This is a genomic window from Streptomyces sp. 63XJN7_1_ISO-PGPR-S23-121, assembly GCF_056173025.1.
Map to the genome: position 1 here is coordinate 2,488,935 of NZ_CM149653.1, position 23,040 is coordinate 2,511,974.

Annotated in this window: 16 protein-coding genes and 1 pseudogene; 9 read left to right on the forward strand and 8 right to left on the reverse strand. The window is 74.1% G+C overall.

The window, feature by feature from the left end; genetic code table 11:
- Positions 1 to 110 precede the first annotated feature (110 nt).
- Positions 111 to 1,133: pseudogene (locus AC0VYN_RS10850) on the reverse strand (Gfo/Idh/MocA family protein).
- Between the two features lie 129 nt (positions 1,134 to 1,262).
- Here AC0VYN_RS10850 and AC0VYN_RS10855 point away from each other — a divergent pair.
- From AC0VYN_RS10855 to AC0VYN_RS10895, 9 genes are all read left to right on the forward strand, one after another.
- Complete coding sequence (locus AC0VYN_RS10855; RefSeq protein ID WP_475536853.1) at positions 1,263 to 2,000, forward strand: GntR family transcriptional regulator; 738 nt, start codon at positions 1,263 to 1,265, stop codon at positions 1,998 to 2,000.
- A 174-nt stretch (positions 2,001 to 2,174) separates the two neighbouring features.
- Positions 2,175 to 3,179, forward strand: a complete 1,005-nt coding sequence (locus tag AC0VYN_RS10860) for a sugar ABC transporter substrate-binding protein (RefSeq protein WP_475535802.1) — start codon at positions 2,175 to 2,177, stop codon at positions 3,177 to 3,179.
- Positions 3,176 to 4,216: an ABC transporter permease gene (locus AC0VYN_RS10865; RefSeq protein ID WP_475535803.1), complete on the forward strand. Its 1,041-nt coding sequence runs from the start codon at positions 3,176 to 3,178 to the stop codon at positions 4,214 to 4,216. The genes AC0VYN_RS10860 and AC0VYN_RS10865 overlap by 4 nt, the downstream gene beginning before the upstream one ends.
- A complete protein-coding gene (locus AC0VYN_RS10870) occupies positions 4,213 to 5,022 on the forward strand; it encodes an ATP-binding cassette domain-containing protein (RefSeq protein ID WP_385463147.1) in 810 nt (269 codons plus the stop codon). Before AC0VYN_RS10865 ends, AC0VYN_RS10870 begins: the two co-directional genes overlap by 4 nt.
- 120 nt (positions 5,023 to 5,142) lie before the next feature.
- Entirely contained in the window at positions 5,143 to 6,291 is a 1,149-nt protein-coding gene (locus AC0VYN_RS10875) for an ROK family glucokinase (RefSeq protein WP_385463144.1), read from the forward strand.
- Positions 6,292 to 6,359: 68 nt separating this feature from the next.
- Positions 6,360 to 6,869 carry a sugar kinase gene (locus AC0VYN_RS10880; RefSeq protein ID WP_475535804.1) on the forward strand — a complete coding sequence of 170 codons (510 nt, stop codon included), beginning with the start codon at positions 6,360 to 6,362 and terminating at the stop codon, positions 6,867 to 6,869.
- Between the two features lie 140 nt (positions 6,870 to 7,009).
- The gene (locus AC0VYN_RS10885) at positions 7,010 to 9,943 is read left to right on the forward strand and encodes a DEAD/DEAH box helicase (protein WP_475535805.1); all 2,934 of its coding nucleotides are present in this window, start codon (positions 7,010 to 7,012) and stop codon (positions 9,941 to 9,943) included.
- Positions 9,940 to 12,357 (forward strand): SWIM zinc finger family protein, encoded by a 2,418-nt coding sequence (locus tag AC0VYN_RS10890; protein ID WP_475535806.1) that lies wholly within the window; start codon positions 9,940 to 9,942, stop codon positions 12,355 to 12,357. The genes AC0VYN_RS10885 and AC0VYN_RS10890 overlap by 4 nt, the downstream gene beginning before the upstream one ends.
- A gap of 136 nt (positions 12,358 to 12,493) precedes the next feature.
- On the forward strand, positions 12,494 to 14,098 hold the full coding sequence (locus AC0VYN_RS10895; protein WP_475535807.1) for a DUF885 family protein: 1,605 nt from the start codon (positions 12,494 to 12,496) through the stop codon (positions 14,096 to 14,098).
- Here the strand turns inward: AC0VYN_RS10895 and asnB are convergent.
- Genes asnB through AC0VYN_RS10930 form a run of 7 tightly spaced genes read right to left on the reverse strand, consistent with a single transcriptional unit; the run spans position 14,077 to position 23,026 of the window.
- A complete protein-coding gene (asnB, locus tag AC0VYN_RS10900; protein ID WP_475535808.1) occupies positions 14,077 to 15,891 on the reverse strand; it encodes an asparagine synthase (glutamine-hydrolyzing) in 1,815 nt (604 codons plus the stop codon). The two genes, AC0VYN_RS10895 and asnB, sit on opposite strands and share 22 nt — an antisense overlap.
- On the reverse strand, positions 15,819 to 16,991 hold the full coding sequence (locus AC0VYN_RS10905; protein WP_475535809.1) for a GNAT family N-acetyltransferase: 1,173 nt from the start codon (positions 16,989 to 16,991) through the stop codon (positions 15,819 to 15,821). Before AC0VYN_RS10905 ends, asnB begins: the two co-directional genes overlap by 73 nt.
- The gene (locus AC0VYN_RS10910) at positions 16,988 to 18,352 is read right to left on the reverse strand and encodes a DUF6002 family protein (RefSeq protein WP_475535810.1); all 1,365 of its coding nucleotides are present in this window, start codon (positions 18,350 to 18,352) and stop codon (positions 16,988 to 16,990) included. The genes AC0VYN_RS10905 and AC0VYN_RS10910 overlap by 4 nt, the downstream gene beginning before the upstream one ends.
- A 6-nt stretch (positions 18,353 to 18,358) precedes the next feature.
- Positions 18,359 to 19,270: an LLM class flavin-dependent oxidoreductase gene (locus AC0VYN_RS10915; protein WP_475535811.1), complete on the reverse strand. Its 912-nt coding sequence runs from the start codon at positions 19,268 to 19,270 to the stop codon at positions 18,359 to 18,361.
- Positions 19,271 to 19,286: 16 nt separating this feature from the next.
- Positions 19,287 to 21,059 carry a non-ribosomal peptide synthetase gene (locus AC0VYN_RS10920; protein WP_475535812.1) on the reverse strand — a complete coding sequence of 591 codons (1,773 nt, stop codon included), beginning with the start codon at positions 21,057 to 21,059 and terminating at the stop codon, positions 19,287 to 19,289.
- Positions 21,046 to 21,723, reverse strand: coding sequence for an FMN-binding negative transcriptional regulator (locus AC0VYN_RS10925; RefSeq protein ID WP_475535813.1), 678 nt, complete (start codon positions 21,721 to 21,723; stop codon positions 21,046 to 21,048). Before AC0VYN_RS10925 ends, AC0VYN_RS10920 begins: the two co-directional genes overlap by 14 nt.
- On the reverse strand, positions 21,710 to 23,026 hold the full coding sequence (locus AC0VYN_RS10930) for a lysine N(6)-hydroxylase/L-ornithine N(5)-oxygenase family protein (protein WP_475535814.1): 1,317 nt from the start codon (positions 23,024 to 23,026) through the stop codon (positions 21,710 to 21,712). The genes AC0VYN_RS10925 and AC0VYN_RS10930 overlap by 14 nt, the downstream gene beginning before the upstream one ends.
- Positions 23,027 to 23,040 lie beyond the last annotated feature (14 nt).

Sequence of the window (23,040 nt, forward strand, 5' to 3'; positions counted from 1 at the left end):
GCCGGTGTGACGCGCCTCGCTGTCGCGGGATGCGGGCCGGACGCGACGAGCTTCCCAGCAGCGGGAGGCGGGCCATTGCGACGGGCCCCGCTGCCGTCGGAGGCCGCCGCTCAGCCCGCCGCCGACTCCGTCCCGCCCGGCAGTTCCGCCGGCCGCACCGCCCTGCGCTCCCGCCGGGAGATCTCGCACGCCTCGGCGATCCGCAGGGCCGGCAGCGCCTCGCGGCCGTCGCACGGGTTGGACCGCTCGCCGCGCACCACCTCCACGAACGCGGCCAGCTCCGCCTCGTAGGCGGGCCCGAACCGCTCCACGAAGCCGGTCCACGGCTTGTCGGCGGCAGGCGGCCCGGTCGGCTCGGTGGACGCGATGGGCGTACGGTCGTCCAGCCCGACGACGATCTGGTCGAGCTCCCCGGCCAGCTCCATGCGCACGTCGTACCCCGCGCCGTTCAGCCGCGTCGCGGTCACCGTGGCCAGCGTGCGGTCGTCCAGCGTCAGCAGCGCCGCGCCCGTGTCCACGTCGCCCGCCCCGCGGAACACCGGCGGCCCGGCGTCGGACCCGGTGGCGTGGACGTCGACGACCTCCCGGCCGGTCACCCAGCGCAGCGCGTCGAAATCGTGGATCAGCGTGTCCCGGAAGAGCCCGCCGGACTGCGACAGGTAGGCGGCGGGCGGCGGCGCCTGGTCGCTCGTCACCGCCCGGACGGTGTGCAGCCGGCCCAGCCGCCCGGACCGCACCGCCTCCCGCGCCCCCGTGTACCCGGCGTCGAAGCGACGCTGGAACCCCATCTGCAGAATCGTCCCCGCGCTCTCCACCTCGGCGATCGCCTACAGGGTGCCGGCCAGGTCGAGCGCGATGGGCTTCTCGCAGAACACCGGCAGCCCCGCGCGCGCCGCCCGGCCGATCAGTTCGGCGTGGGCCGGCGTCGCCGTCGTGATCACCACGGCGTCCACGCCCCACCGGAAGATCTCGTCCACCCCGGGCGCCGCCGTCTCGCCCAGCCGGTGGGCCAGGTCCTGCGCCCGCCCCAGGTCCGCGTCCGTGAGGATCAGGGACCCGACGTCGCGGTGGCGGCTGAGCGTGTTGGCGTGGACCGTGCCGATACGGCCCGTACCGATGACCCCGATGCGCATGGAATCAAAGTGGGCTCACCGCCCGCGCGCTGTCAATGCGTATGTCCGGACAACCGAACTACACGACTTCCCGTCAACAGCGCACGGAGCTACGCTCGGCCCGTGCCCAAACCAGAAGTGGACCCGACCGTGGCGCTGGAGCTCAGCGTGGATCGCGGCAGCCCCGTGCCGCTGTACTTCCAGCTGTCGCAGCAGCTGGAGGCGGCGATCGAGCACGGGGCGCTGACGCCGGGGAGCCTGCTGGGCAACGAGATCGAGCTCGCCGCGCGGCTCGGCCTGTCCCGGCCCACCGTCCGCCAGGCCATCCAGTCCCTGGTCGACAAGGGCCTGCTCGTGCGCCGCCGCGGAGTCGGCACCCAGGTGGTGCACAGCCAGGTCAAGCGCCCGCTGGAACTCAGCAGCCTCTACGACGACCTGGAGGCGGCCGGGCAGCGTCCGGCCACGAAACTCCTGGTCAACACGGTCGTCCCGGCCACGGCCGAGGTCGCCGCGGCGCTCGGCGTGGCCGAGGGCGGCGACGTGCACCGGGTGGAGCGGCTGCGCCTCGCGCACGGGGAACCGATGGCGTACCTGTGCAACCACCTGCCGCCCGGTCTCCTCGACCTGGACACCGCGCAACTGGAGACCACCGGCCTCTACCGGCTCATGCGCGCCGCCGGGATCACCCTGCACAGCGCCCGTCAGTCCATCGGTGCCCGCGCCGCCACCGCCGCCGAGGCCGAGCGGCTCGGCGAGGAGGAGGGCGCGCCGCTGCTCACCATGCGGCGCACGACGTTCGACGACACGGGCCGGGCGGTCGAACTGGGCACGCACACCTACCGGCCGTCCCGCTACTCCTTCGAGTTCCAGCTGCTCGTACGGTCCTGATCCGGGCCGGCCGGCGGGCCCGGTCCGCCGTGCGCGTTGGTCTCAATGTCCGGACAATGTGACCGACCGCCGCTCCCCGGCACCACGTGACCGACGCCCGTGACGGACAATGGGGCGTTTGGGGTTTCCAGAGCCCACCAGCACAGCACGGCACAGCAAGAAGGGCACGGCCTCGTGGCACGGTTTCGGACCTGGGTAGGCATCGCACTGGCGGGGGCACTGTCGGTGTCCCTGGCCGGCTGCAGCAGCACCGGCGGCAAGCGCGCCGAGGACGCCCGCAAGGCCGCGGCGGCCCAAGGGAAGGCGGCGGTGAACACCCCCCGCTGGACCTTCGCGATGATCACCCACTCGGGTGACGGCGACACCTTCTGGGACATCGTCCAGAGCGGCGCCGAGCAGGCGGCACTGAAGGACAACATCAACTTCGTGTACTCGCACGACGACGAGGCGCAGCAGCAGGCGCAGCTCGTGGACGCGGCCGTCGACAAGAAGGTCGACGGGATCATCGTCACACTCGCCAAGCCCGACGCCATGAGGGCCGCCCTCGCCCGCGCCGAGAAGGCCGGCATCCCGGTGGTCACCGTGAACTCCGGCTCGCAGGAGTCGAAGGAGTTCGGCGCGCTCAGCCACATCGGGCAGGACGAGACGATCGCCGGCGAGGCCGTCGGCGAGGAACTGAACGAGCGGGGCCGCAAGCGCGCGCTCTGCGTCCTGCACGAGCAGGGCAACGTCGGTCACGAGCAGCGCTGCGACGGCGTCGAGAAGACCTTCGACGGCAAGGTCGAGCGGCTCTACGTCAACGGCACCAGCATGCCGGACGTGCAGTCCGCCCTCGAGGCCAAGCTCCAGACCGACAAGTCCGTCGACGCGGTCGTCACCCTCGGCGCCCCCTACGCCGACACGGCCGTGAAGGCCAAGCAGGGCGCGGGCAGCAAGGCCGAGATCGACACCTTCGACCTCAACGCCAAGGTGGCCGCGGGCCTCGAGGACGGCACCCTCGGCTTCGCCGTCGACCAGCAGCCCTACCTCCAGGGCTACGAGGCGGTCGACCTGCTGTGGCTGTACCGGTACAACGCCGACGTCCTCGGCGGCGGCCGGCCGGTGCTCACCGGACCGCAGATCATCACCAAGGACGACGCGGCCGCGCTGGCCGACTACACGGAGCGGGGCACCCGATGAGCGCCACGGGGGTGAAGGACGCCGACGAAAGGATTCTGCACACCTCTGTGCCGCGGAAGCTGCTGGGCCGTCCGGAGCTCGGGTCCGTGGTCGGCGCGATCGCGGTCTTCGTCTTCTTCGCGTTCTTCGCCGACAGCTTCCTGCGCGCCTCCAGCCTGAGCACCGTGCTCTACGCCGCCTCCACGATCGGCATCATGGCCGTGCCCGTGGCGCTGCTGATGATCGGCGGCGAGTTCGACCTGTCCGCGGGCGTCATGGTCACCTCGTCGGCCCTGGTGTCGTCGATGTTCAGCTACCAGATGACCGCCGACGTCTGGGTCGGCGTCGGCGTGTCCCTGCTGGTCACCCTGGCGATCGGCGCGTTCAACGGCTTCATGCTGACCCGTACGAAGCTGCCCAGCTTCATCATCACGCTCGGCACGTTCCTGATGCTGACCGGCATGAACCTGGGCTTCACCAAGCTGATCGACGGCACCGTCTCCACCAAGTCGATCGACGACATGGAGGGCTTCCCCTCCGCCCGCGACGTCTTCGCCTCGACGATCACCGTCGGCGGCGTCGGCTTCAAGGTCACCATCCTGTGGTGGCTCGCCCTGGTCGCCGTCGCCAGCTGGATCCTGCTGCGCACCCGGGCCGGCAACTGGATCTTCGCGGTCGGCGGCAACAAGGACGCCGCCCGCGCGGTCGGCGTCCCGGTCACCAGGACCCGGGTCGGCCTGTACATGGGCGTGGCGTTCGGCGCCTGGATCTCGGGTCAGCACCTGCTCTTCTCGTACGACGTCGTCCAGTCCGGCGAGGGCGTCGGCAACGAACTGATCTACATCATCGCGGCCGTCATCGGCGGCTGCCTGATCACCGGCGGCTACGGCAGCGCCGTCGGATCGGCGGTCGGCGCCCTCATCTTCGGCATGACCAGCAAGGGCATCGTCTTCGCCGAGTGGAACCCCGACTGGTTCAAGTTCTTCCTCGGAGCGATGCTGCTCCTCGCGACCCTGCTCAACGCCTGGGTCCGCAAGCGCGCGGAGGCCACCAAGTGACGCAGACCGACAGCCGCCCGGCGCTCGTGGAGCTGTCCGGCGTCAGCAAGCAGTACGGCAACGTCCGCGCCCTCGAGGGCGTGTCGCTGGCCGTCCACGCCGGTGAGATCACCTGTGTGCTGGGCGACAACGGCGCCGGCAAGTCCACCCTGATCAAGATCATCGCGGGCCTCCACCAGCACGACGGCGGCACGCTCGCCCTCGACGGCGAGGAGACCCGCCTCTCCTCCCCGCGCGAGGCCCTGGACCGCGGCATCGCCACCGTCTACCAGGACCTGGCCGTCGTCCCGCTGATGCCGGTCTGGCGGAACTTCTTCCTCGGCTCCGAGCCGCGCAAGGGCACCGGCCCCTTCAAGCGCATGGACGTCGACCACATGCGCCGCACCACCCGCGCGGAACTCCTGCGCATGGGCATCGACCTGCGCGACGTCGACCAGCCCATCGGCACCCTCTCCGGCGGCGAACGCCAGTGCGTGGCCATCGCCCGCGCGGTGCACTTCGGCGCGAAGGTCCTGGTGCTCGACGAGCCGACGGCGGCGCTCGGCGTGAAGCAGTCGGGCGTCGTCCTGAAGTACGTGGCGGCGGCCCGCGACCAGGGCCTGGGTGTTGTCCTCATCACCCACAACCCGCACCACGCGTACCTGGTGGGCGACCGGTTCGTCCTGCTCAAGCGCGGCACGATGGTCGGCAACCACGAGCGCGACGACATCACACTGGACGAGTTGACCCGCCAGATGGCAGGCGGAAACGAGCTGGACGATCTACGCCACGAGCTGCAGCGCACCCAGGGGCGCGGGACCGTGTAACTTGCGGCTCCGCCGCGTGGGCGCGAGTAACCACGACGCACCCGCACCCGGCGACGAACCGATCCACCCGCCCCCGCCGCATTCGGCACCCGGCGTGGGCGTGCGGCACAATCGCACCCGATGAGCACCTACCGCGACTTCACCGCCCCCATCGGCTCCCGCCGTGCCCCGGTCCTGCGCACCGTGGGCACGAGGGAACGCCGCTCGCACCTCACGGCACCCCGCGTGCCGACGGTCGGCATCGACATCGGCGGCACGAAAGTCATGGCGGGCGTCGTCGACGCGGACGGCAACATCCTGGAGAAGCTGCGCACGGAGACCCCGGACAAGTCCAAGAGCCCCAAGGTCGTCGAGGACACCATCGTCGAACTGGTCCTGGACCTGTCCGACCGGCACGACGTGCACGCGGTGGGCATCGGCGCGGCCGGCTGGGTCGACGCCGACCGCAACCGGGTCCTGTTCGCCCCCCACCTGTCGTGGCGCAACGAACCGCTGCGCGACCGCATCGCCGGCCGCCTCGCGGTCCCCGTCCTGGTGGACAACGACGCCAACACCGCCGCCTGGGCCGAGTGGCGCTTCGGCGCCGGCCGCGGCGAGGACCACCTCGTCATGATCACGCTCGGCACCGGCATCGGCGGCGCGATCCTGGAGGACGGCCAGGTCAAGCGGGGCAAGTACGGGGTCGCCGGGGAGTTCGGCCACATGCAGGTCGTGCCGGGCGGCCACCGCTGCCCGTGCGGCAACCGCGGCTGCTGGGAGCAGTACAGCTCCGGGAACGCCCTGGTCAGGGAGGCCCGCGAACTGGCGGCCGCCGACTCGCCGGTGGCCTACGGGATCATCGAGCACGTCAAGGGCAGCATCGGCGACATCACCGGCCCGATGATCACCGAGCTGGCCCGCGAGGGCGACGCCATGTGCGTCGAGCTGCTCCAGGACATCGGCCAGTGGCTGGGCGTCGGCATCGCCAACCTCGCGGCCGCGCTCGACCCGTCCTGCTTCGTGATCGGCGGCGGCGTGAGCGCGGCCGACGACCTGCTGATCGGCCCCGCGCGCGACGCGTTCAAGCGCCAGCTCACCGGCCGCGGCTACCGTCCCGAGGCCCGCATCGTCCGCGCCCAGCTCGGCCCCGAGGCCGGCATGGTGGGCGCCGCCGACCTGGCCCGGCTGGTGGCCCGCCGGTTCCGGCGGGCCAAGCGGCGCCGGGTGGAGCGTCACGAGCGCTACGAGCGGTACGCGGAGGCCCGCCGCACGTCCGGGGAGGCGCAGTGACGGGTCCCGGCCCGGACGGGGACGGCGCGCCGGAGGAACCCGCGCGCCCGGCTGAGGACCGCCGGCACATGATCCGCCGGCGGGCGCTCACCCTGCTCATCATCGTCCTGCTCATCGGCGTCCCGGCCGGTTACCTGGTGATCTCCGCCAACCAGAGCCGCGACAGCGGCAAGGTCAAGGAGGCCAAGTACTCGGCGACCGGCCTGACCGAGGGCTGGCCGTCGAAGCTCCAGCGCCGCCTCTACGAGGTCCCCGTCCCGGTCCCCTCCGAAGAGGTCGCCTACTACGAGACGAACAACTGGAAGACCAGCCGCCTCTACGTCCAGTTCGAGACCACCGGCGCCGGCCTGGACGCCTTCCTCGCGGGCGTGGGCGTCACCCGGGACGACCTGAAGCGCGACGAGCCTGCCATCGGCGACCGCGACCAGCACATCACCGGCTGGAACTTCGAACGGCCCGGACCCTGGTGGGGCCTCGTCCACCAGCAGCCCGCCCCGGCACCCACCCACGACGTCCTCGTCAACCTGTCCGACCCGGACCGGCCGATGGTGTACGTGGTCTCGCGCACGGTTCCCTGACCGCACCCGCACCCGCCCCAGCGCAGCCGGTCCCGGGCCGCGGTCTCCCCGCCCCGTGGACCGCCGGGGCCGATTGTCGGACCCCGCCCGTAGAGTCGAAGACAGCTGATCCGGGACGCGGGCGGGAGGTGACAGAACGTATGAGCGACACGACCGGAACGGCCGCCACGGCCGTCCGCGCGCACGAGCGGGCGGAGGACGGGCGGCCCGCCGCCCCGGTGCCGGCCCGCCTCGCCGCCGTCTTCCTGCCCGCGCCCCTCCCACGCGACGGACGGATCGCCTTCTGGGACCCCGCGGGCGGCCCCCTCCCGGGCACGGCGCCCGCGGACGGGGACCGGCCCACCGGGCACCCGGCCGGCGAGACCGCCGAGGACGCGCCCGAGCCCACGCAGCTCACCGTCGTTCGCCGGCACGGCACCGGCGTGCGGCGCGGCACCACGCCCGCGCTGTCGCTCCCGCTCGCCGAGGCCCTGCCCCTGCTGGTGCGCGCGCGGCACGACCCGGCCGCCCACCCGGCCACCGCCTGCTGGGGCGCCGCCGCCCTGCACGCCCTGCGGCTCACCGCACGCGGGCGCCTGCTGCCCGGCCTGACGACGTCCGGGCACGACGCCTGGCGGGCCGGCCCGCTCGATCCCGACGACGTCGCGCACCTGCGCGCGGTGGCCGCCGCGCTGCCCCCCGAGGGCCACGCCGTTCCGCTGGACGGGCCCGGGCCGATCCGGCTGCCGGCCCCCGAGGCGCTGATGCGCTCCTTCCTGGACGCGGTGGCCGACACCCTGCCCCGCACGCCCGCCGCGCCCCACGCCTCGGGCCGCCCCTTCGCCGCGCGCGGCGCCCAGCGCCTGCCCGACGCCCACGACTGGGCCGCGGAGGTCGCCGCCGGCATGGACGCGGGCGTGCGGATCTCCCTGCGCCTGGACCTCTCGGCGCACGACCTGTTCGACGCCGACCCGGCCGCCGCCGGGGCGCGGGGCGCGGGGGCGGCCGTCGTCCAGGTGCACAGCCTCGCCGACCCCACCCTCGTGGCCGACGCGGCGGACCTGTGGTCGGGGCAGGCCGACGCGGCGTTCGGCGCCCGCGCGCGCGTGGACGCCGCCCTGGCGGTGCGGCGCGCCGCGCGGGTCTGGCCGGCGCTTGACCGGCTCACCGAGCAGGACGTGCCCGACGTCCTCAGCCTGTCCGAGGACGAGGTCACCGACCTGCTGGGCGTGGCGGCCGGCCGGCTCGCCGCCGCCGGAGTCGCCGTGCACTGGCCCCGCGACCTCGCCCACGACCTCACCGCCACCGCGGTGGTCCGGCCCGCGCCCGGTTCGGCGACCGACGGCACGGGCTTCTTCGAGAGCGAGGACCTCCTCCAGTTCCGCTGGCAGCTGGCGATCGGCGGCGACCCGCTCACCGAGGCCGAGATGGACACCCTCGCCGAGGCCCACCGCCCGGTCGTCCGGCTGCGCGACCGGTGGGTGCTGGTCGACCCGGTGCTCGTCCGCCGGGCCCGCGCACGCGACCTGGGCCTGCTCGACCCGGTCGACGCCCTGTCCGTCGCCCTCACCGGCACCGCCGAGGCCGACGGCGAGACGGTCGAGGTGGTGCCGGCCGGTGCGCTGGCCGCCCTGCGCGACCGGCTGACGGCCGGCATCGGTCCCGCCGAGCCCCCGCCCGGCCTGCACGCCACCCTGCGCGACTACCAGCTCCGGGGCCTGGCCTGGCTGGACCTCATGACCTCGCTCGGCCTCGGCGGCTGCCTCGCCGACGACATGGGCCTCGGCAAGACGGTCACCGTCATCGCCCTGCACCTGAAGAGGGCCCGCACCGAGCCGACCCTGGTGGTCTGCCCGGCCTCCCTGCTGGGCAACTGGCAGCGGGAGATCACCCGGTTCGCACCCGGCGTCCCCGTCCGCCGCTTCCACGGCGCCGACCGCACCCTGGACGGCCTGGAGGGCGGCTTCGTCCTCACCACGTACGGCACGATGCGGTCCGCCGCGGCCAATCTGGCCGAGCAGTCCTGGGGCATGGTCGTCGCCGACGAGGCGCAGCACGTGAAGAACCCGTACTCGGCGACCGCCAAGGCGCTGCGCACGATCCCGTCCCCGGCGCGCGTGGCGCTCACCGGCACCCCGGTCGAGAACAACCTCTCCGAGCTGTGGGCCCTGCTCGACTGGACGACCCCGGGGCTCCTCGGCCCGCTCAAGTCCTTCCGCGCCCGGCACGCGCGCGCGGTGGAGAACGGCGAGGACGAGGAGGCGGTGCGGCGCCTGTCCGGCCTGATCCGCCCCTTCCTGCTGCGCCGCAGGAAGTCGGACCCCGGCATCGTCCCCGAGCTGCCGCCGAAGACCGAGACGGACCACCCGGTGCCCCTCACCCGGGAACAGGCCGCGCTGTACGAGGCGGTGGTGCGCGAGTCGATGCTCGCCATCGAGACCGCGGGCGGCATGGCCCGGCGGGGGCTGGTGCTGAAGCTGCTGACCTCGCTGAAGCAGATCTGCGATCACCCGGCGCTGTTCCTGAAGGAGGAGCACCCGCCGGGCGGCGCCGAGCGGCTCACCGCCCGCTCCGGCAAGCTCGCCCTGCTGGACGAGCTGCTGGACACGGTGCTCGCGGAGGACGGCTCGGTGCTCGTCTTCACCCAGTACGTCGGCATGGCCCGCCTCATCACCTCCCACCTGTCCGCCCACGCGGTCCCGGCCGAACTCCTGCACGGCGGCACGCCGGTGCCCGAGCGCGAGCGCATGGTGGACCGCTTCCAAAGCGGGGCGACCCCCGTCCTCGTCCTCTCCCTGAAGGCCGCCGGCACCGGCCTCAACCTGACCCGCGCGGGCCACGTCGTGCACTTCGACCGCTGGTGGAACCCGGCCGTCGAGGAACAGGCCACCGACCGCGCCTACCGCATCGGCCAGACCCAGCCGGTCCAGGTGCACCGGCTCATCACCGAGGGCACCGTCGAGGACCGCATCGCCGAGATGCTCCAGTCCAAGCGGGCCCTCGCCGACGCGGTCCTCGGGGGAGGCGAGTCCGCCCTGACCGAACTGACGGACCGTGAGCTGTCCGACCTGGTGTCCCTGCGGAGGCCGTCATGACCCCCAGCCCCGCCGACGAGGCCCGCCGCGCCCTGCGGGCGGCACGGACGCGCGGTGAGGCCGCGCCGGCCGACGCCGGCGCGGCGGACCCGGGCGCCGCCGGGACCACCGCCGCCGCGGACGCCGAGGCCGCTGCCACGGACGCCGAGGCCGGTGCCGTGGACCGTGAGCCGTCGCGGGAGCACGACCGCGCCCCGGACCGGAGCGACGGGCGGGACCGGACCGAGCACACCGGGTCACGTCCCGGGGACATCGCGCGTGCGGCGTTGCGCAGCGCGCGGAGCGCACGCCACGCGGGCACCGACGGCGCGGCGGGGGAGACCCCCCGGGACACGGCGCACCGGACCGGCACCGCCCGAGACGCCACCGCGGGGCCGGACGCGACCGCGGACCGGTCGCCCGACGCCCCCGACGCCCGGGCAGAGGAGTCGGACGGGTCCAAAGACGACACGGAGACCGCTCGCCCCGCCGATCCCGGCGGATCGCCGGCCACCGCCACCGCGGGCGAAGATGCTTCGGCCCCCGCCGACGGCCCGGCACCTTCCCCGGGCCGAGCGGCCGCCTCCGCCTCGACATGGCCTCCCGCCGGCGCGGCACCCGCGACCGCCCCCGACGCCGGCCCCGGCGCGGAGGACAGCCGGCCGGCGGACGCGGCGCGAGAGGCGTTGCGAGCGGCTCGTCGGCAGGCGAGGGCGGAAGCCGCGACCACGGGACCGGCGGGAACACGACGGCCCGCCCGCCCGGCCCGGCGACCGCACGGGACCGGCGGTTCGACCACCGACGACGCCCGCGCCCGCGCCGTACAAGACTTCGTCGCGGACGCGTTCCGGCTGCCGCCGGAAGCGGACCCCGCCGACGACGCGATCCGGCCGCCGGGGGAGTCCGCCGAGGGAGCCGCGGGCGAGAGCCCCCGGAGCCCGGTGCCTCCCGTCGCGGAGTCCGCCGCCGGGCGCACCGCGGGGCCCGCCGAAGCCGAGTCGTCCGCGGGCGAGCCGGCGCTCCGGCCCCCGTCGTCGCACGAGCCGCCGCCACCGCGGCGGGCCGCGGCGCACCCGGAGCGGACACCGCCGGCGCGGGACCGGACTCCGGACCCGGTGACGCACGACCGGGCCCCCTCCTCGCCGCCGGCGGCCCCCCGCACCCCGCGCTCCATGGCCGCCCCGAACCGCGACGGCGATCTCCGGCGCACCTTCCCCGCCCTCCCGCCGCGGACGGCACCGGACGGCGGCTTCGCCGGGACCTGGTGGGGCAACGCGTGGGTGACCGCGCTGGAGGAAGGCGCGCTCGATCCCCAGCGGCTGGTACGCGGCCGCGGTTACGCCGAGCAGGGGCACGTCGACGCCATCACGGTCACCCCCGGACTCGTCCTCGCCTATGTGCAGGGCAGCCGCCCGAGGCCGTACCGCGTACAGGTGCGGCTGCGGACACTCGGCGACGCCGACTGGGAACGGTTCCTCGACGCCGCGGCCGAGCGGCCGGGGCACATCGCCGCCCTGCTCGACGGGGAACTGCCCCACTCCCTCGCCGACTGCGGGGTCCCGCTGCTCCCCGGCCCCGGCGACCTCGCTCCGCGGTGCAGCTGCCCCGACTCCGGCCACCCCTGCAAGCACGCGGCCGCCCTCTGCTACCAGACGGCGCGGCTGCTCGACGCCGACCCCTTCGTCCTGCTCCTGCTGCGCGGCAGGGGCGAACGCGAGACCCTCGACGCCCTGTCCCGGCTCAGCGCGGCCCGCGCCGCCCGCGCCGCCCAGGACAAGGGCCCGGCGCCCCTGCCCGGTGTCCGGGCCACCGAGGCACTGGCCGCGCGGCCGCTCCCGCCCCTCCCGGCACCGCTGCCCGCGCCCCCGCACCCCGAACAGCCCCCCGCCTACCCGGCGGCACCGGGCGGCCCGGACCCCTTCGCGCTGGACCAGCTGGCCACCGATGCCGCCGCCCGGGCCCACGTCCTGCTGACCACGGGGCGCGATCCGGTCGGCGGCCTGACGCTGTGGCAGGACGCCGTCCGGCACGCCGCCGCACGCCCCGGCTCCGGCCTCACCGCCGGCTCCCGCGCGCTGTACTCCGCCCTGGCCCGGGCCGCCGGCCGCAGCACGTCCGAGCTGGCGCGTGCCGTGGCCGCCTGGCGCCAGGGCGGCCTCGACGGTCTCGCCGTGCTGGAGGAGCCCTGGGACCCGCCGGCCGGCCGTTTCGACCGCGCCCGCCCCCTGCTGCTCGCGGCCGACCTCCCCGCCTTCCGCCCCTCGCGCAACCGCCTGACGCACCCCGCGGGGCACCTGCAACTCCGCCTGGGCCGGACCGGTCTGTGGTACGCCTACGAGTCCGAACCGGGCCGCGACGACTGGTGGCCCCGCGGCACCCCCGACCTCGACCCGGTCGGCGCCCTGACGGGCCTGGGCGGCTCCGAGGACCTCTGACCCGGCGCGGCGCCGCGTGGCGGTCGCCGGGAAGACCATGCCGGCGCGACGACGGAGGTGGACGGGACCGCGGCACTGGGTAGGTCGCACACGTCATGTCCGGGGAGGCATGACCCCCATGACGTGAGGGGCCACCGTGGACGAGACGACCGCCCTGGCGGAGAAGTTCTGGGCCTGGCGGGAGGAGACCCGGCCCGACTCGGGCGACGACCTGCCGCGGGTGGAGCGGCCCCCGGGGTGGGTGGCCGACTGGTCCGCCGAGGCCGTGCGGGAACGGGGCCGCAGGCTCCGGGAGTTCGAGGAGGCTCTGCACGGGGCTCCGGACGGGGTGAACACCCGGCTGCTCGGGTCGGCGCTGGCGCGAGTGCGCTGGGAGCTCGACCACCTGCGGTGCTGGCAGCGCAATCCGTGCTTCTACGTCGACCAGGCGCTGGTACCGCTGTACGAGGTCCTGCTCGACAGACGGCCGTTCGCCGGGGAGCGGGACGAGGCGGTACTGCGCCATCTGCGGCGGGTGCCCGAGACGCTGCGGCACGCCCGGGAGAACCTCGCGGGACACGCGGCGCGGCCGTTCGCCCGGTCGGCCGTCCGCGCTCTCGACCGCGCCGGGGAACGGCTGACCGAGGCCATGCGGGCGCTCGCGCCGCACCTGCTGTCCCCGGACGTGGCGCGCGCACTGCCCGAGGCGACGGAGACGGCCGCACGGGCACTGGCCGACTACCGCCACTGGCTCGCCGACGCACAGGCCGGCTTCGCGCCGGACACCCGCGTGGACGACCTGGGCCTGCTGCTGCACCGGGTGGCGCTGCTGCCGTACCGTCCGGAGCGCATCCGCGCGATGGCGCGGCAGGAGTGGGACCGGGCCGCGGCCCTGGAGAAGACACTGCGCGCACGGCACCGCGACCTGCCGCCGGCCCGCCTGCCGGCCACCGTCGGCCACCAGGTGGCCCGGCAGGAGGCGGCCGAGCGGGAGATGCGCGCCTTCCTCGCCGAACGCGGACTGTTCCGCGATCCGCAGGACCTGCGCCGCTACCGGTTCGTGCCGATGCCCGCCTACCTGGCGCCACTCACCTGGCTGGGGGTGTGCGACGACCTCACCTCCAGGGAACGACCCGGCCAGGACGCCGTGCGGTACGTGCCGGAACCACGCCCCGACCTGCCGTACTTCCCGTACGCGGACGCGCTCGACCCCCGGCTCGGCATCTGTCACGAGGGGGTGCACGCCCAGCAGCTCGCGCTGTCGTGGAGGCATCCCGACCCGGTGCGCCGGCACTTCTACGACTCGACGCCGAACGAGGGCGTCGCCTTCCACCAGGAGGAGCTGCTGCTGTCGGCGGGGTTGTTCGACGACGCCCCGCACAGCGCCCTGACGATCGTCGGATTCCTCCGGCTGCGGGCACTGCGCGCGGAGGTCGACATCGGCCTGGCCACGGGCGAGCTGACCATCGAGGAGGCGGCCGAGCGGCTGGACGTGGTGCTGGCGGACCGCCGGACCGCCTGGGAGGAGGCGGTGTTCTTCGCGGGCAACCCCGGGCAGGCACTCAGCTACCAGGTCGGGAAGCTGCAGATCAACGAGTTGATCGCGGAGCTGCCGGCCGGCGCCGACTTCGCCGACTTCCACCGCCGCCTGTGGCAGGAGGGGAACGTGCCCCTGGCGCTGCGGCGGTGGGAACTGCTCGGCCGGCGTGACCACCTCGACCGGGCGGACCTCCTCGCCGGTCACTCCGGCGCGACGTCGTAGGCCCGCATCCAGCGGTCCACTTCCACCAGCGGCAGCAGCAGGTGGAGCGTGTCCGCGACGGCCATCAGGGGGCCCCTGCGTGCCCCGAGACGTCGGATCGCCCCGGCGTCCAGCAGGCCGGCCAGGGGGGAGCCCGGGTCGGACAGCAACGCGTCGAGTTCGGCCCGGACCCGCTCCCCGTACGCGGGCGCGAAGGTCGCGGGGTAGGCGCTCTTGCGGCGGTCGAGCACCTCGGCGGGCAGCAGGCCGGCGACGGCGGCGCGCAGCACGCTCTTCTCGCGGCCGTCCCCGGTCTTCATCTTCCAGGGCACGTTCCAGACGTACTCCAGGAGCCGGTGGTCGCAGAAGGGCACCCGCACCTCCAGGCCGACGGCCATGCTCATCCGGTCCTTGCGGTCCAGGAGGTAGGTGAGCGGGCCCTGGAGGCTGAGGTACAGCACCTCGCGCATGCGGGCCTCGAGCCCCGTCTCGCCGTCCAGGCGGGGCGCGCGGGCGAGGAGGGTGGCGTAGCGGTCGTGTTCGTCGTCCTCCGGCCGCACCCGGGCGCGGACGTCCGGGGCCAGGCAGTCGGTGAGGCGGGGGCCGTTGCCCAGCCACGGGAAGGTGTCCCCCCGGACGGTGGCGGGGTCGAAGAACCATGGGTAGCCGCCGAACACCTCGTCCGCCGCCTCCCCGGACAGCGCGACGGTGAAGCGCTCCCGGACGCGTGCGAACAGGAGGTACATCGAGGCGTCGAACTGGCCCAGGCTCGGCAGGTCGCGCGCGGCGAGCGCGGCCGGTACGGCGTCCGGCAGCCGGGCGGGGTCGATCAGCACCTCGATGTGCTCGGTGCCGATGTGCCGGGCGGCGGCGTGGGCGTACGGCGCGTCGCGTTCCGGTCGCAGGGGAGTGGGCCGGAAGTCCGAGTCGGCGTCCTCGAACTCCATGGAGTAGGAGGTGAGCCCGGGGTTGCCGACGGCCGCGAGCGCGGTGAGCGCGCTGGAGTCGAGACCGCCGGACAGCAGGGTGCAGCGGGGGACGTCGGCGACCATCTGTTCCGAGACGATGCGGGTCAGCAGGTCGCGGACGCGGGCGACGGTCGTGGCCTCGTCGTCGGTGTGCTCGTGGGCGACGAGCCGCCAGTACGGGGAGGTGTGCACCCCGGAGCGGTCGACCCGGACGAGATGGCCGGGCGGGACCTGGTACAGGTCGCTCAGCGGGGTCTCCCCGGGCATCAGCAGCCGGGGGTTGAACAGGACGGGCAGCGCCTCGAGCCGGGTCCGCGCGCGGAACAGCGGGTTGGCGAGTACGGCCTTGGGCTCCGAGGCGAACAGCACGCCGCCCGGCCGCGGGTGGTAGTAGAGGGGCTTGACGCCGAGCCGGTCGCGGACGAGCAGCAGCTCCTCGCGCTCGGCGTCCCAGATGCCCAGCGCGTACATCCCGACGAGGTGGTCGACGAAGCCGGCCCCCCACTCCAGGTAGGCGCGCAGGACCACCTCGGTGTCGGACTCGGTGGTGAACCGGTGCCCGCGCGAGGTCAGCACCCGCCGGAGCTCACGGTAGTTGTAGACCTCACCGCTGTAGGTGAGGACGACGGGCGGGCGGTCCGGGGCGCGGACGGCCTCCATCGGCTGGCGACCGCCGTCGAGGTCGAGCACCGAGAGCCTGCGGTGGCCGATCGCCGCGTGCGGGGAGAGCCAGGTTCCGGAGGCGTCGGGACCGCGCCGGCCGAGGGTGGCGGTCATGGCCTCGACGGTCGGCCGCTCCAGCCTGAGGTCCCGGGTGAAGTCGACCCAGCCCGTGATACCGCACATGGCACTCCCGTCAGGAAATCGTCGAGATCGACCCGAGTGGCGCCCACGACACCGCTGGTCTCCCAGCGCAGGTCCGTCCGCGGCGCCCGGTGGCTGTCGTGGAAGTACGTGGCACGCAGCCCGCCCCGCTCCTGCGCCAGAACGGGATTGGCGACGAGGAAATCCCGCACGGCGGGAGTGTCCCGGCGCACCCAGAGCCACAACCGCTTGCCCGTGAAGTGCGTCGCGGGCGGCGCCACGTGCGGGTGCAGCTTGCGTTTGAACTGGACGATGCCCTTGCTGAGGAAGGGCTCGGCGCCGGACAGGTCGACCCGGCGCAGCCCTTCCCGCTGCGCCCACTCCAGGATGGCGACGTACAGCGCGATGTACGTGCCGGAGCGGTAACGCTCCTCGGAGCCGTCGAGCACCCCGGCCAGCCGCAGGACGAGCGTGCCGGGCTCCAGCCTGCACAGCATCCCGGCGACCCGCTCGCCCCGCTCGCGCAGGAAGAAGAGCACACCGTGCCGGAAGAGGCTCTGCCAGGCGGTCTCCCGCGGCACGGAGCGGGTGGCCGCGCCGTGTCTGCGGAGCATGGTCGGGCGGTGCATGCGGTCGTAGAAGAAGGCGAAGTCCTCCCTGGTGGTGCCCACTTCGAGAGTACGGGCGAGAGTCCGCTGCTCGCGCTGGTACTGCTGGCGGGACTTGCGGGAGAGACGGGCCGGGACGGCCGTGCGGTCGGTGTCCAGGGGCACCACCAGACCGATGCGGAAGGGGGCGACGACCGTGGGCTGCCGGGCCGGCGGCCGGAACGTGCGTTTCGCCGGGCAGCCCACGGCGAGCAGGTCCGCCTCCGGCACACCGTGGGCGGCGAGCCGCGCCCAGGTGGTGCGCCGCTCCTCCCGCAGCGCGGTGGGGCCGCGCCGCTGCTCCAGGAAGGGCAGTATGTGGTCGAGCCCGGCGTCGAGTCCGGCGTACGCGACGGTGAGCGTGCCGTCCTCGGGGTACGAGACCGTCACCCTGGGGCGGAGGGTGGTGAGCGTGTCGACGGCGTGGTGCAGCCGCACCAGCCGCGGGTCGGTGCTGTTGTGCCAGCGGTAGCGCCCTTCCGCGGCCACGCTCATGCGCCGACCGAGGCGGTGAGCACCTTCGCCAGCTCCTGTGCGGTGCGTACGGGTTCGGTGTGCTCGACGGCGAGCGGGGGAACCGTCTCGTCGGTGTAGTAGCCGGACGCGTGGGCGACGATCCGGGTGCCGGGCGGGACCAGGCCGCGTTCGCGGGCGATCAGGATGCCGGTGAGCACCTTGATCAGGGACCATTCGCGGATGCGCGCGGGGTCGTCGTCGATGGTCACGCCCGCCCCGGCGGCGAGGTCCCGGACCCGGTCCAGCCGGTCGAGGCACTCACGGCGGGACACCACGACTCCGCCGCCGCCGTGGCGCGCTATCAGCGGATCGATGTCGCGGGAGGTGACCGGCCTCTTGGTGTAGAAGGTGGGGTCGAGGACCTCGGCCGGGTCGTCCGTGACGGCGGGGAACGCCGGGTCGCCGCTCTGGCGCCACAGCGCGGCGGCGGGGTCGTGGGTGTAGCGGGGCACTTCCCTGCCGAGGGTGCTGACGACCATGTCGGCCGTCGCGAGTTGCTGGACGAGGAAGAATCCCGGGTGCCGGGCGGGAGCCGGCAGGCCCGGGTACAGGCCGTCGGTGAGCACCTGGTGGCCGAGGTGGTAGCCGAGCAGTCCGTATCCGCTGGAGACCGCGTGCGCGTGCCAGCGGGGCGGGGAGTCCGGGAGGAGCGGCAGGAGTTCGGCCTCGGCGAAGGCGCGTACGGAGTCGGCCACCCGGTAGTTGTCCAGGTCGAGGGTGTACCAGCAGCGGAACCCGGTGCCGGCCAGGGCCTCCTCGGCGTACTGGTCGACGACCTCCCTGGCGAGGTCCTTCACCCCGGCCGGGGTGTCGACGTCGGCCAGGGCCACCGGGTTGGCCGCGCGCAGGGCGGAGTCCTCGGACAGCGGGCCGCCGCGCAGCTTGGCCGTCGACGCGGCGGGCGCGACCATCACCACGCGGAGTTCCTCGGGGCGGGCGAATCCGGTGGCGTAGGCCCGGGCGACGGCGTCGCGCAGGGCACTGCCCTTGTTGCCGGAGGTGGGGGTGAGGAAGACGATGCGCTCACCGGTGCGCCGGATGTGGTCCACGGCACGGGCGACCATGGTCAGCGAGGCGAAGGTCTTGGTGGTACGGGTGCCGGGGCTGCGCATCAGGTCCAGCAGGTACAGGTCCTCGGTGAGCCGGGTGAGGGCGACGTCGGTGACGTCGGTGAAACGGCGGGACACCTCGTCGGGTTCCGGCAGCGCCAGCGGCACCGGCAGAGGCGCGGAGGCATCCCGCAGTGCCGTCAGGCGCCGTGCGGCGGCCTGGAGGCCGGCGTGGTGGCGGGCCAGTGCGTTGCGCACGGTGCCGATGTGTTCCGGGTGGGCGTCGGACACGGGGGCTTACCCTTCTGTTCGGTTCTGACGCGCCCGCAGCGCGGGCAGGATGTCGGTGGCGACTCGCTCGAGGACGCAGAGGTCGGCCTGGTGCGGCGGCTCCGTCCGGGGGAAGGGGACGACCAGGTCGGTCACGCCCAGTTCGGCGTAGCGCCCCGCGAGTTCGGCGAACGCGCCGGCCGATCGCAGCGCGGAGTGCGTGCGGTCGCCGTGGTAGACGAGCCGCGCGACCCCGGCCGGGTCGCGGCCGACCCGCGCGCACGCCTCGTCGAACCGCTCCAACTGACCCCGCACGACGGCCGAGTCCACGGTGGCGGCGCGCAGCCCCGGGTGCGGCGAGGTGCCGTTGGTGATCCAGATGTCAGCGTGGCGGGCCGCCGTGCGCATGGCGCGCGGCCCGGTGGCGGCGACGGCGAGCGGCAGTCGCGGGCGCTGCCGGCAGCCGGGATGCATCCGGGCCCCGTCGGCGCGGTAGAAGCGGCCTTCGAAGTCCGTGACGTCCTGCCGCAGCAGACGGTCGGTGAGGTCGGTGAACTCGGCGAAGCGGGCCGTCCGGGTGGGCGCGTCCATCGCCGGCTCGCCGAGCACCCGGGCGTCGGGACCGTCCACTCCGGCGCCCAGGCCGAGGATCATCCGCCCCTCGGAGAGGTCGTCCAGGGCGACGGCCTCCTTGGCGAGGGTGACCGGGTGCCGGTAGTTGGGTGTGCAGACGAGGGTGCCCAGCCGCAGGGTCCGGGTCGCTCCGGCCGCCGCCGCGAGGGTGGGCAGGGCGGCGAACCAGGGGCGGTCCATCAGGTCCCGCCACGCGATGTGGTCGTGCGTCCAGGCGTGGTCGAAGCCCATCTCCTCGGCCATGCGCCAGTACGGGGCGGACACGCTCCAGGACTCGGCCGGGAGGATCAGCACTCCGACGCGCATCACCGCCTCCGGTCCGTCATGTGTCCTCCCCCGGTACCGCCAGGGCCTCGATCTCCGCCGCGTCCAGCATGCGGATCTCCTCGATGACCGCGTCCTCGACGGCCCGGGCCAGCCGGCGCACGGTCGCCTCGCGGAACACCAGACTCACCGGCAGCCGTACCTGGAACTCGGTGAGGATCCGGGTGGCGACGCGCGCGGCGGCCAGCGAGTTGCCGCCCAGCTCCGTGAACTCGTCGTCGACCCCGACCCGTTCGACGCCGAGCACCTCGGCGAAGACCGCGCACAGGATGCGTTCCTGGTCGTTGCCCGGGGCGGTGTACGGCGTGCCGGGTTCCCGGCCGCCGGGTGTGGGCAGTGCCGCCCGGTCGACCTTGCCGTTCTGGTTGAGCGGCAGGCGGTCCAGCCGCTGGATCGTCGCCGGGACCAGGTAGTCGGGCAGCCGTTCCGCCAAGTAGGCGCGCAGCGCCGCGGAGTCCGCGGAGCCGGCCGCGTAGCCGTCCAGCCGCCACGACCCGTCCGGGGTGGTGCGCGCGACCACCGCGGCCTCGCGCACCTCCGGGTGCCCGGCGAGGACCGCTTCGGCCTCGGCGGGTTCCACCCGGAAGCCGCGCACCTTGACCTGGTCGTCGTACCGGCCGAGGAACTCCAGGCCGGCGGCGGTGCGGCGGGCCCGGTCGCCGGTGCGGTACATCCGGGAGCCGGGCCGGCCGGCGAAGGGGTCGGGAACGAACCGCTCGGCGGTCGGCCCGGGCTGCCCGACGTAGCCGCGGGCGACGCCACGCCCGCCGATGTACACCTCGCCCTCGTCGACGGGGCGCAGCCGCTCGTCGAGGAGATGGACCGTCACATTCGGGATGGGACCGCCCAGGGCGGGAGCGGCGGCCCAGTCCGCCGGTCGCCCCGGCAGGGGGTTGGCCGTCGCCTGGTGGGTCTCCGAGGGCCCGTACTGGTTCTCCAGCGCCGCCCCGGTCTCGGTGAGGAACCGGCGCACCTCGTCGGTGACCCGCAGCACCTCGCCCGCCGCGATCACCTCGCGCAGGGCGAGCCGGGGGCGGCCGGGCCGGCTCAGGTGGGCGTCGGCGAGCTGCCGCAGGAAGCTCGGCGACAGGTAGAGCCGTTCGACCCGTTCACGTTCCAGCAGGTCCAGCAGCAGGAAGGGGTCCGTGCGCCGTTCCTCCTCCACCGTGACGAGGCGGCCGCCGGCGAGCAGGGTGCCGAAGATCTCCTGGAGGGACATGTCGAATCCCAGCGAGCAGAACTGGGCGCAGACGCGGGGGCCGGGGACGCGCATGGCCCAGTCGGCGACGTTCTCGATCGTCCGTGACGACAGGCCGATGCCCTTGGGGCGTCCCGTCGAGCCCGAGGTGAAGATCACGCAGAGCAGGCCGTCGGGTGACGAGGGGCGCTCGGGCGCGGTGGCCGGCAGGGCGTCGGTCTCGGGGCCGGGCAGCAGGGCCGGCACGCCGAACCCGGCCGCGCCCAGGACGAGCCGGGCACCGGAGACGGCGACCATGTACTCCAGCCTGTCGTGCGGGTGCGCCCGGTCGAGCGGCAGGTAGACCCCACCGGCCTTCATGATCGCCAGCAGTCCGGTGATCGCCTCCCGGCCGCGCGGGAGGTGCGATCCGACGACCGCCTCGTTCCCGATGCCGTGCGCCCGCAACCCGTGGGCCAGCCGGTTCGCCCCTTCGTCCAGTTCGCGGTACGTGGTGCGGTGGCCGTCGTCGACGAGGGCGACGGCGTCAGGGGTGAGCGCCACCTGCCGATGGAAGCGGTCAACGAGGTCCATCGGTGCCCTCCCGTGGTGGGGTGCCGAGGCGGCCCATCAGTGCGGCCAGTTCGCCGTGCAGGCCCCGGCGGCTGCGCGCGAACGCGTCGGAGACGCGGGTGCGTCGTTCGGGCGACTGGTCCTGGCTCAGCTTGAACATCCCGTCGACGGAGGCGATGTCGATCTCGAACGCGCCGACCCCCGGCAGCAACCGGTCGAAGTAGCCCAGCGACGACCGCATGTCCCAGCCCGTGCCCTGTTCTCGCTCGTACGTCGCCACGGTGGCCCGGACGATCTCCAGGGTGCGTTCCGGGGACTCGATGCGGCGCAGCGTGCCCTGCACGTGGACGGCGGTGAAGTTCCACGTCGGCGCGGCGGGCTCGGCGCGGTAGACGGTCGGTGAGACGTAGCCGTGGGGCCCCTGGAAGACCAGGACCGCCTCCGAGGTCCCGGCCAGCCCCTCCCAGTGCGGGTTGGCCCGGTTGAGGTGGCCGTACATCCGGGTGCCGACCAGGTCGGCCGGCGTCTCCCCGGCCCCCTCGACGTCGGCCTCCAGGAGGGCCGGCAGATGGGTGACGTACGGCCGGCGCGGGCCGTGGGTGACGAGGGTGGCGAGGGGGAAGCCTCGGATCAGCTCGGTGATCCAGCCGGGTTCCGGTGGTGCGAACGCCTCAGGTACGAACACGGTCGGCCGCCCTTCCGCGTGCCACCGAGTCGACGATCTCGCCGGCCCGTACGGCGGCCGTCGACAGGAGTGACGAGGAGATGCCATGGGTGTGCTCGGTCCCGCCTTGCAGGTAGATCCCGCAGCGGACGTGCTCGCCGGTGGTCACGCGGTAGTCGCGCTCGACCCGGAACCGGCCGTCGTCGGTGCGCGCGCACAACCCTGCCGTCTCGCCGAGGATCGCCGCCGGGTCCATCGGCTCGTACCCGGTGGCGCAGACGACGACGTCGACCTCCAGGTCGTGCTGCCGTCCGTCGAGGAGCGTCTCGACGGTCAGCAGGGCGTGGTCGGGTTTGGTCACCACGTGCGCCATCCGCGCCATGTGGTGGATGCGCAGCCGGGAGTCGCCCCGGACGCGCTCGGCGTAGACCCGGCGGTACAGGTCCTCGATGAGCTCCAGGTCGACCACCGAGTAGTTGGTGTTGGAGTGGTAGGCGTAGAACATCTCCTTGACCGCGGCGGGAGCCCGGTGGAAGTCGTCCACGGCGCCCGGGTCGAAGACCCGGTTGGCGAAGGGCGAGTCGTCCGCCGGGCTGTAGCCGTAGCGGGTGAACACGGCGTGGACCTCGGCGTCGGGGAACCGGTCGTGGAGATGGGCGGTCACCTCGGCGCCGGACTGTCCGGCCCCGACCACCGCGAACCGCCGCGCGTCCCCGGCCGAGGGCAGCCTGTCGAGCAGTTCGGAGCTGTGCCAGACGCGGTCGGAACCCTCGACGCCCGGGGGCAGGACGGGGGAGATGCCGGCGCCGATCACCAGGTTGCGGGTGCGCCGCACCACGAGTTCGCCCGGGGCGTCCGGACGGCGGCCCACGACGTCGAGGTACTCCACGTCTCCGCCGGCGGGCACCGGCCGGACGTCGACGACCTCGACGCCGTACTCCACCTGGTCGGCGACCTGGGTGGCGGCCCATTCGAGGTAGTCGTGGAACTCGATCCGCGTCGGGAAGAACGTCTTGTGGTTGACGAAGTCCACCAGCCGTTCCCGCTCGTGCAGATAGGTGAGAAAGGTGAACCGGCTGGCGGGATTGCGCAGCGTGGCCAGGTCCTTCAGGAAGCTGACCTGCATGGTGGCGCCGTCGAGCAGCATACCGCGGTGCCAGCCGAAGGCCGGTTTGCGCTCCAGGAAACCGACGGTGAGCGGGTCCCCCTCCGGCAGGGCCTCCCGGTGTTCGCGGGCGGCGACGGCGAGCGCCAGGTTGGACGGTCCGAAGCCGACCGCGAGCAGGTCGTAGACCTCCGGTCGGGTGCTGGGGGCGAAAGCCACACTGATCCTTTCGA

Bases quoted from the DNA above. Each gene is read 5' to 3' on its own strand.
- AC0VYN_RS10885 (WP_475535805.1), top strand. From the start codon at position 7,010: ATGAGCGACACGACCGGAACGGCCGCCACGGCCGTCCGCGCGCACGAG.
- AC0VYN_RS10920 (WP_475535812.1), bottom strand. From the start codon at position 21,059: ATGGACCTCGTTGACCGCTTCCATCGGCAGGTGGCGCTCACCCCTGAC.
- AC0VYN_RS10880 (WP_475535804.1), top strand. From the start codon at position 6,360: ATGATCCGCCGGCGGGCGCTCACCCTGCTCATCATCGTCCTGCTCATC.
- AC0VYN_RS10865 (WP_475535803.1), top strand. From the start codon at position 3,176: ATGAGCGCCACGGGGGTGAAGGACGCCGACGAAAGGATTCTGCACACC.
- AC0VYN_RS10875 (WP_385463144.1), top strand. From the start codon at position 5,143: ATGAGCACCTACCGCGACTTCACCGCCCCCATCGGCTCCCGCCGTGCC.
- AC0VYN_RS10905 (WP_475535809.1), bottom strand. From the start codon at position 16,991: ATGAGCGTGGCCGCGGAAGGGCGCTACCGCTGGCACAACAGCACCGAC.
- AC0VYN_RS10890 (WP_475535806.1), top strand. From the start codon at position 9,940: ATGACCCCCAGCCCCGCCGACGAGGCCCGCCGCGCCCTGCGGGCGGCA.
- AC0VYN_RS10915 (WP_475535811.1), bottom strand. From the start codon at position 19,270: ATGCGCGTCGGAGTGCTGATCCTCCCGGCCGAGTCCTGGAGCGTGTCC.
- asnB (WP_475535808.1), bottom strand. From the start codon at position 15,891: ATGTGCGGTATCACGGGCTGGGTCGACTTCACCCGGGACCTCAGGCTG.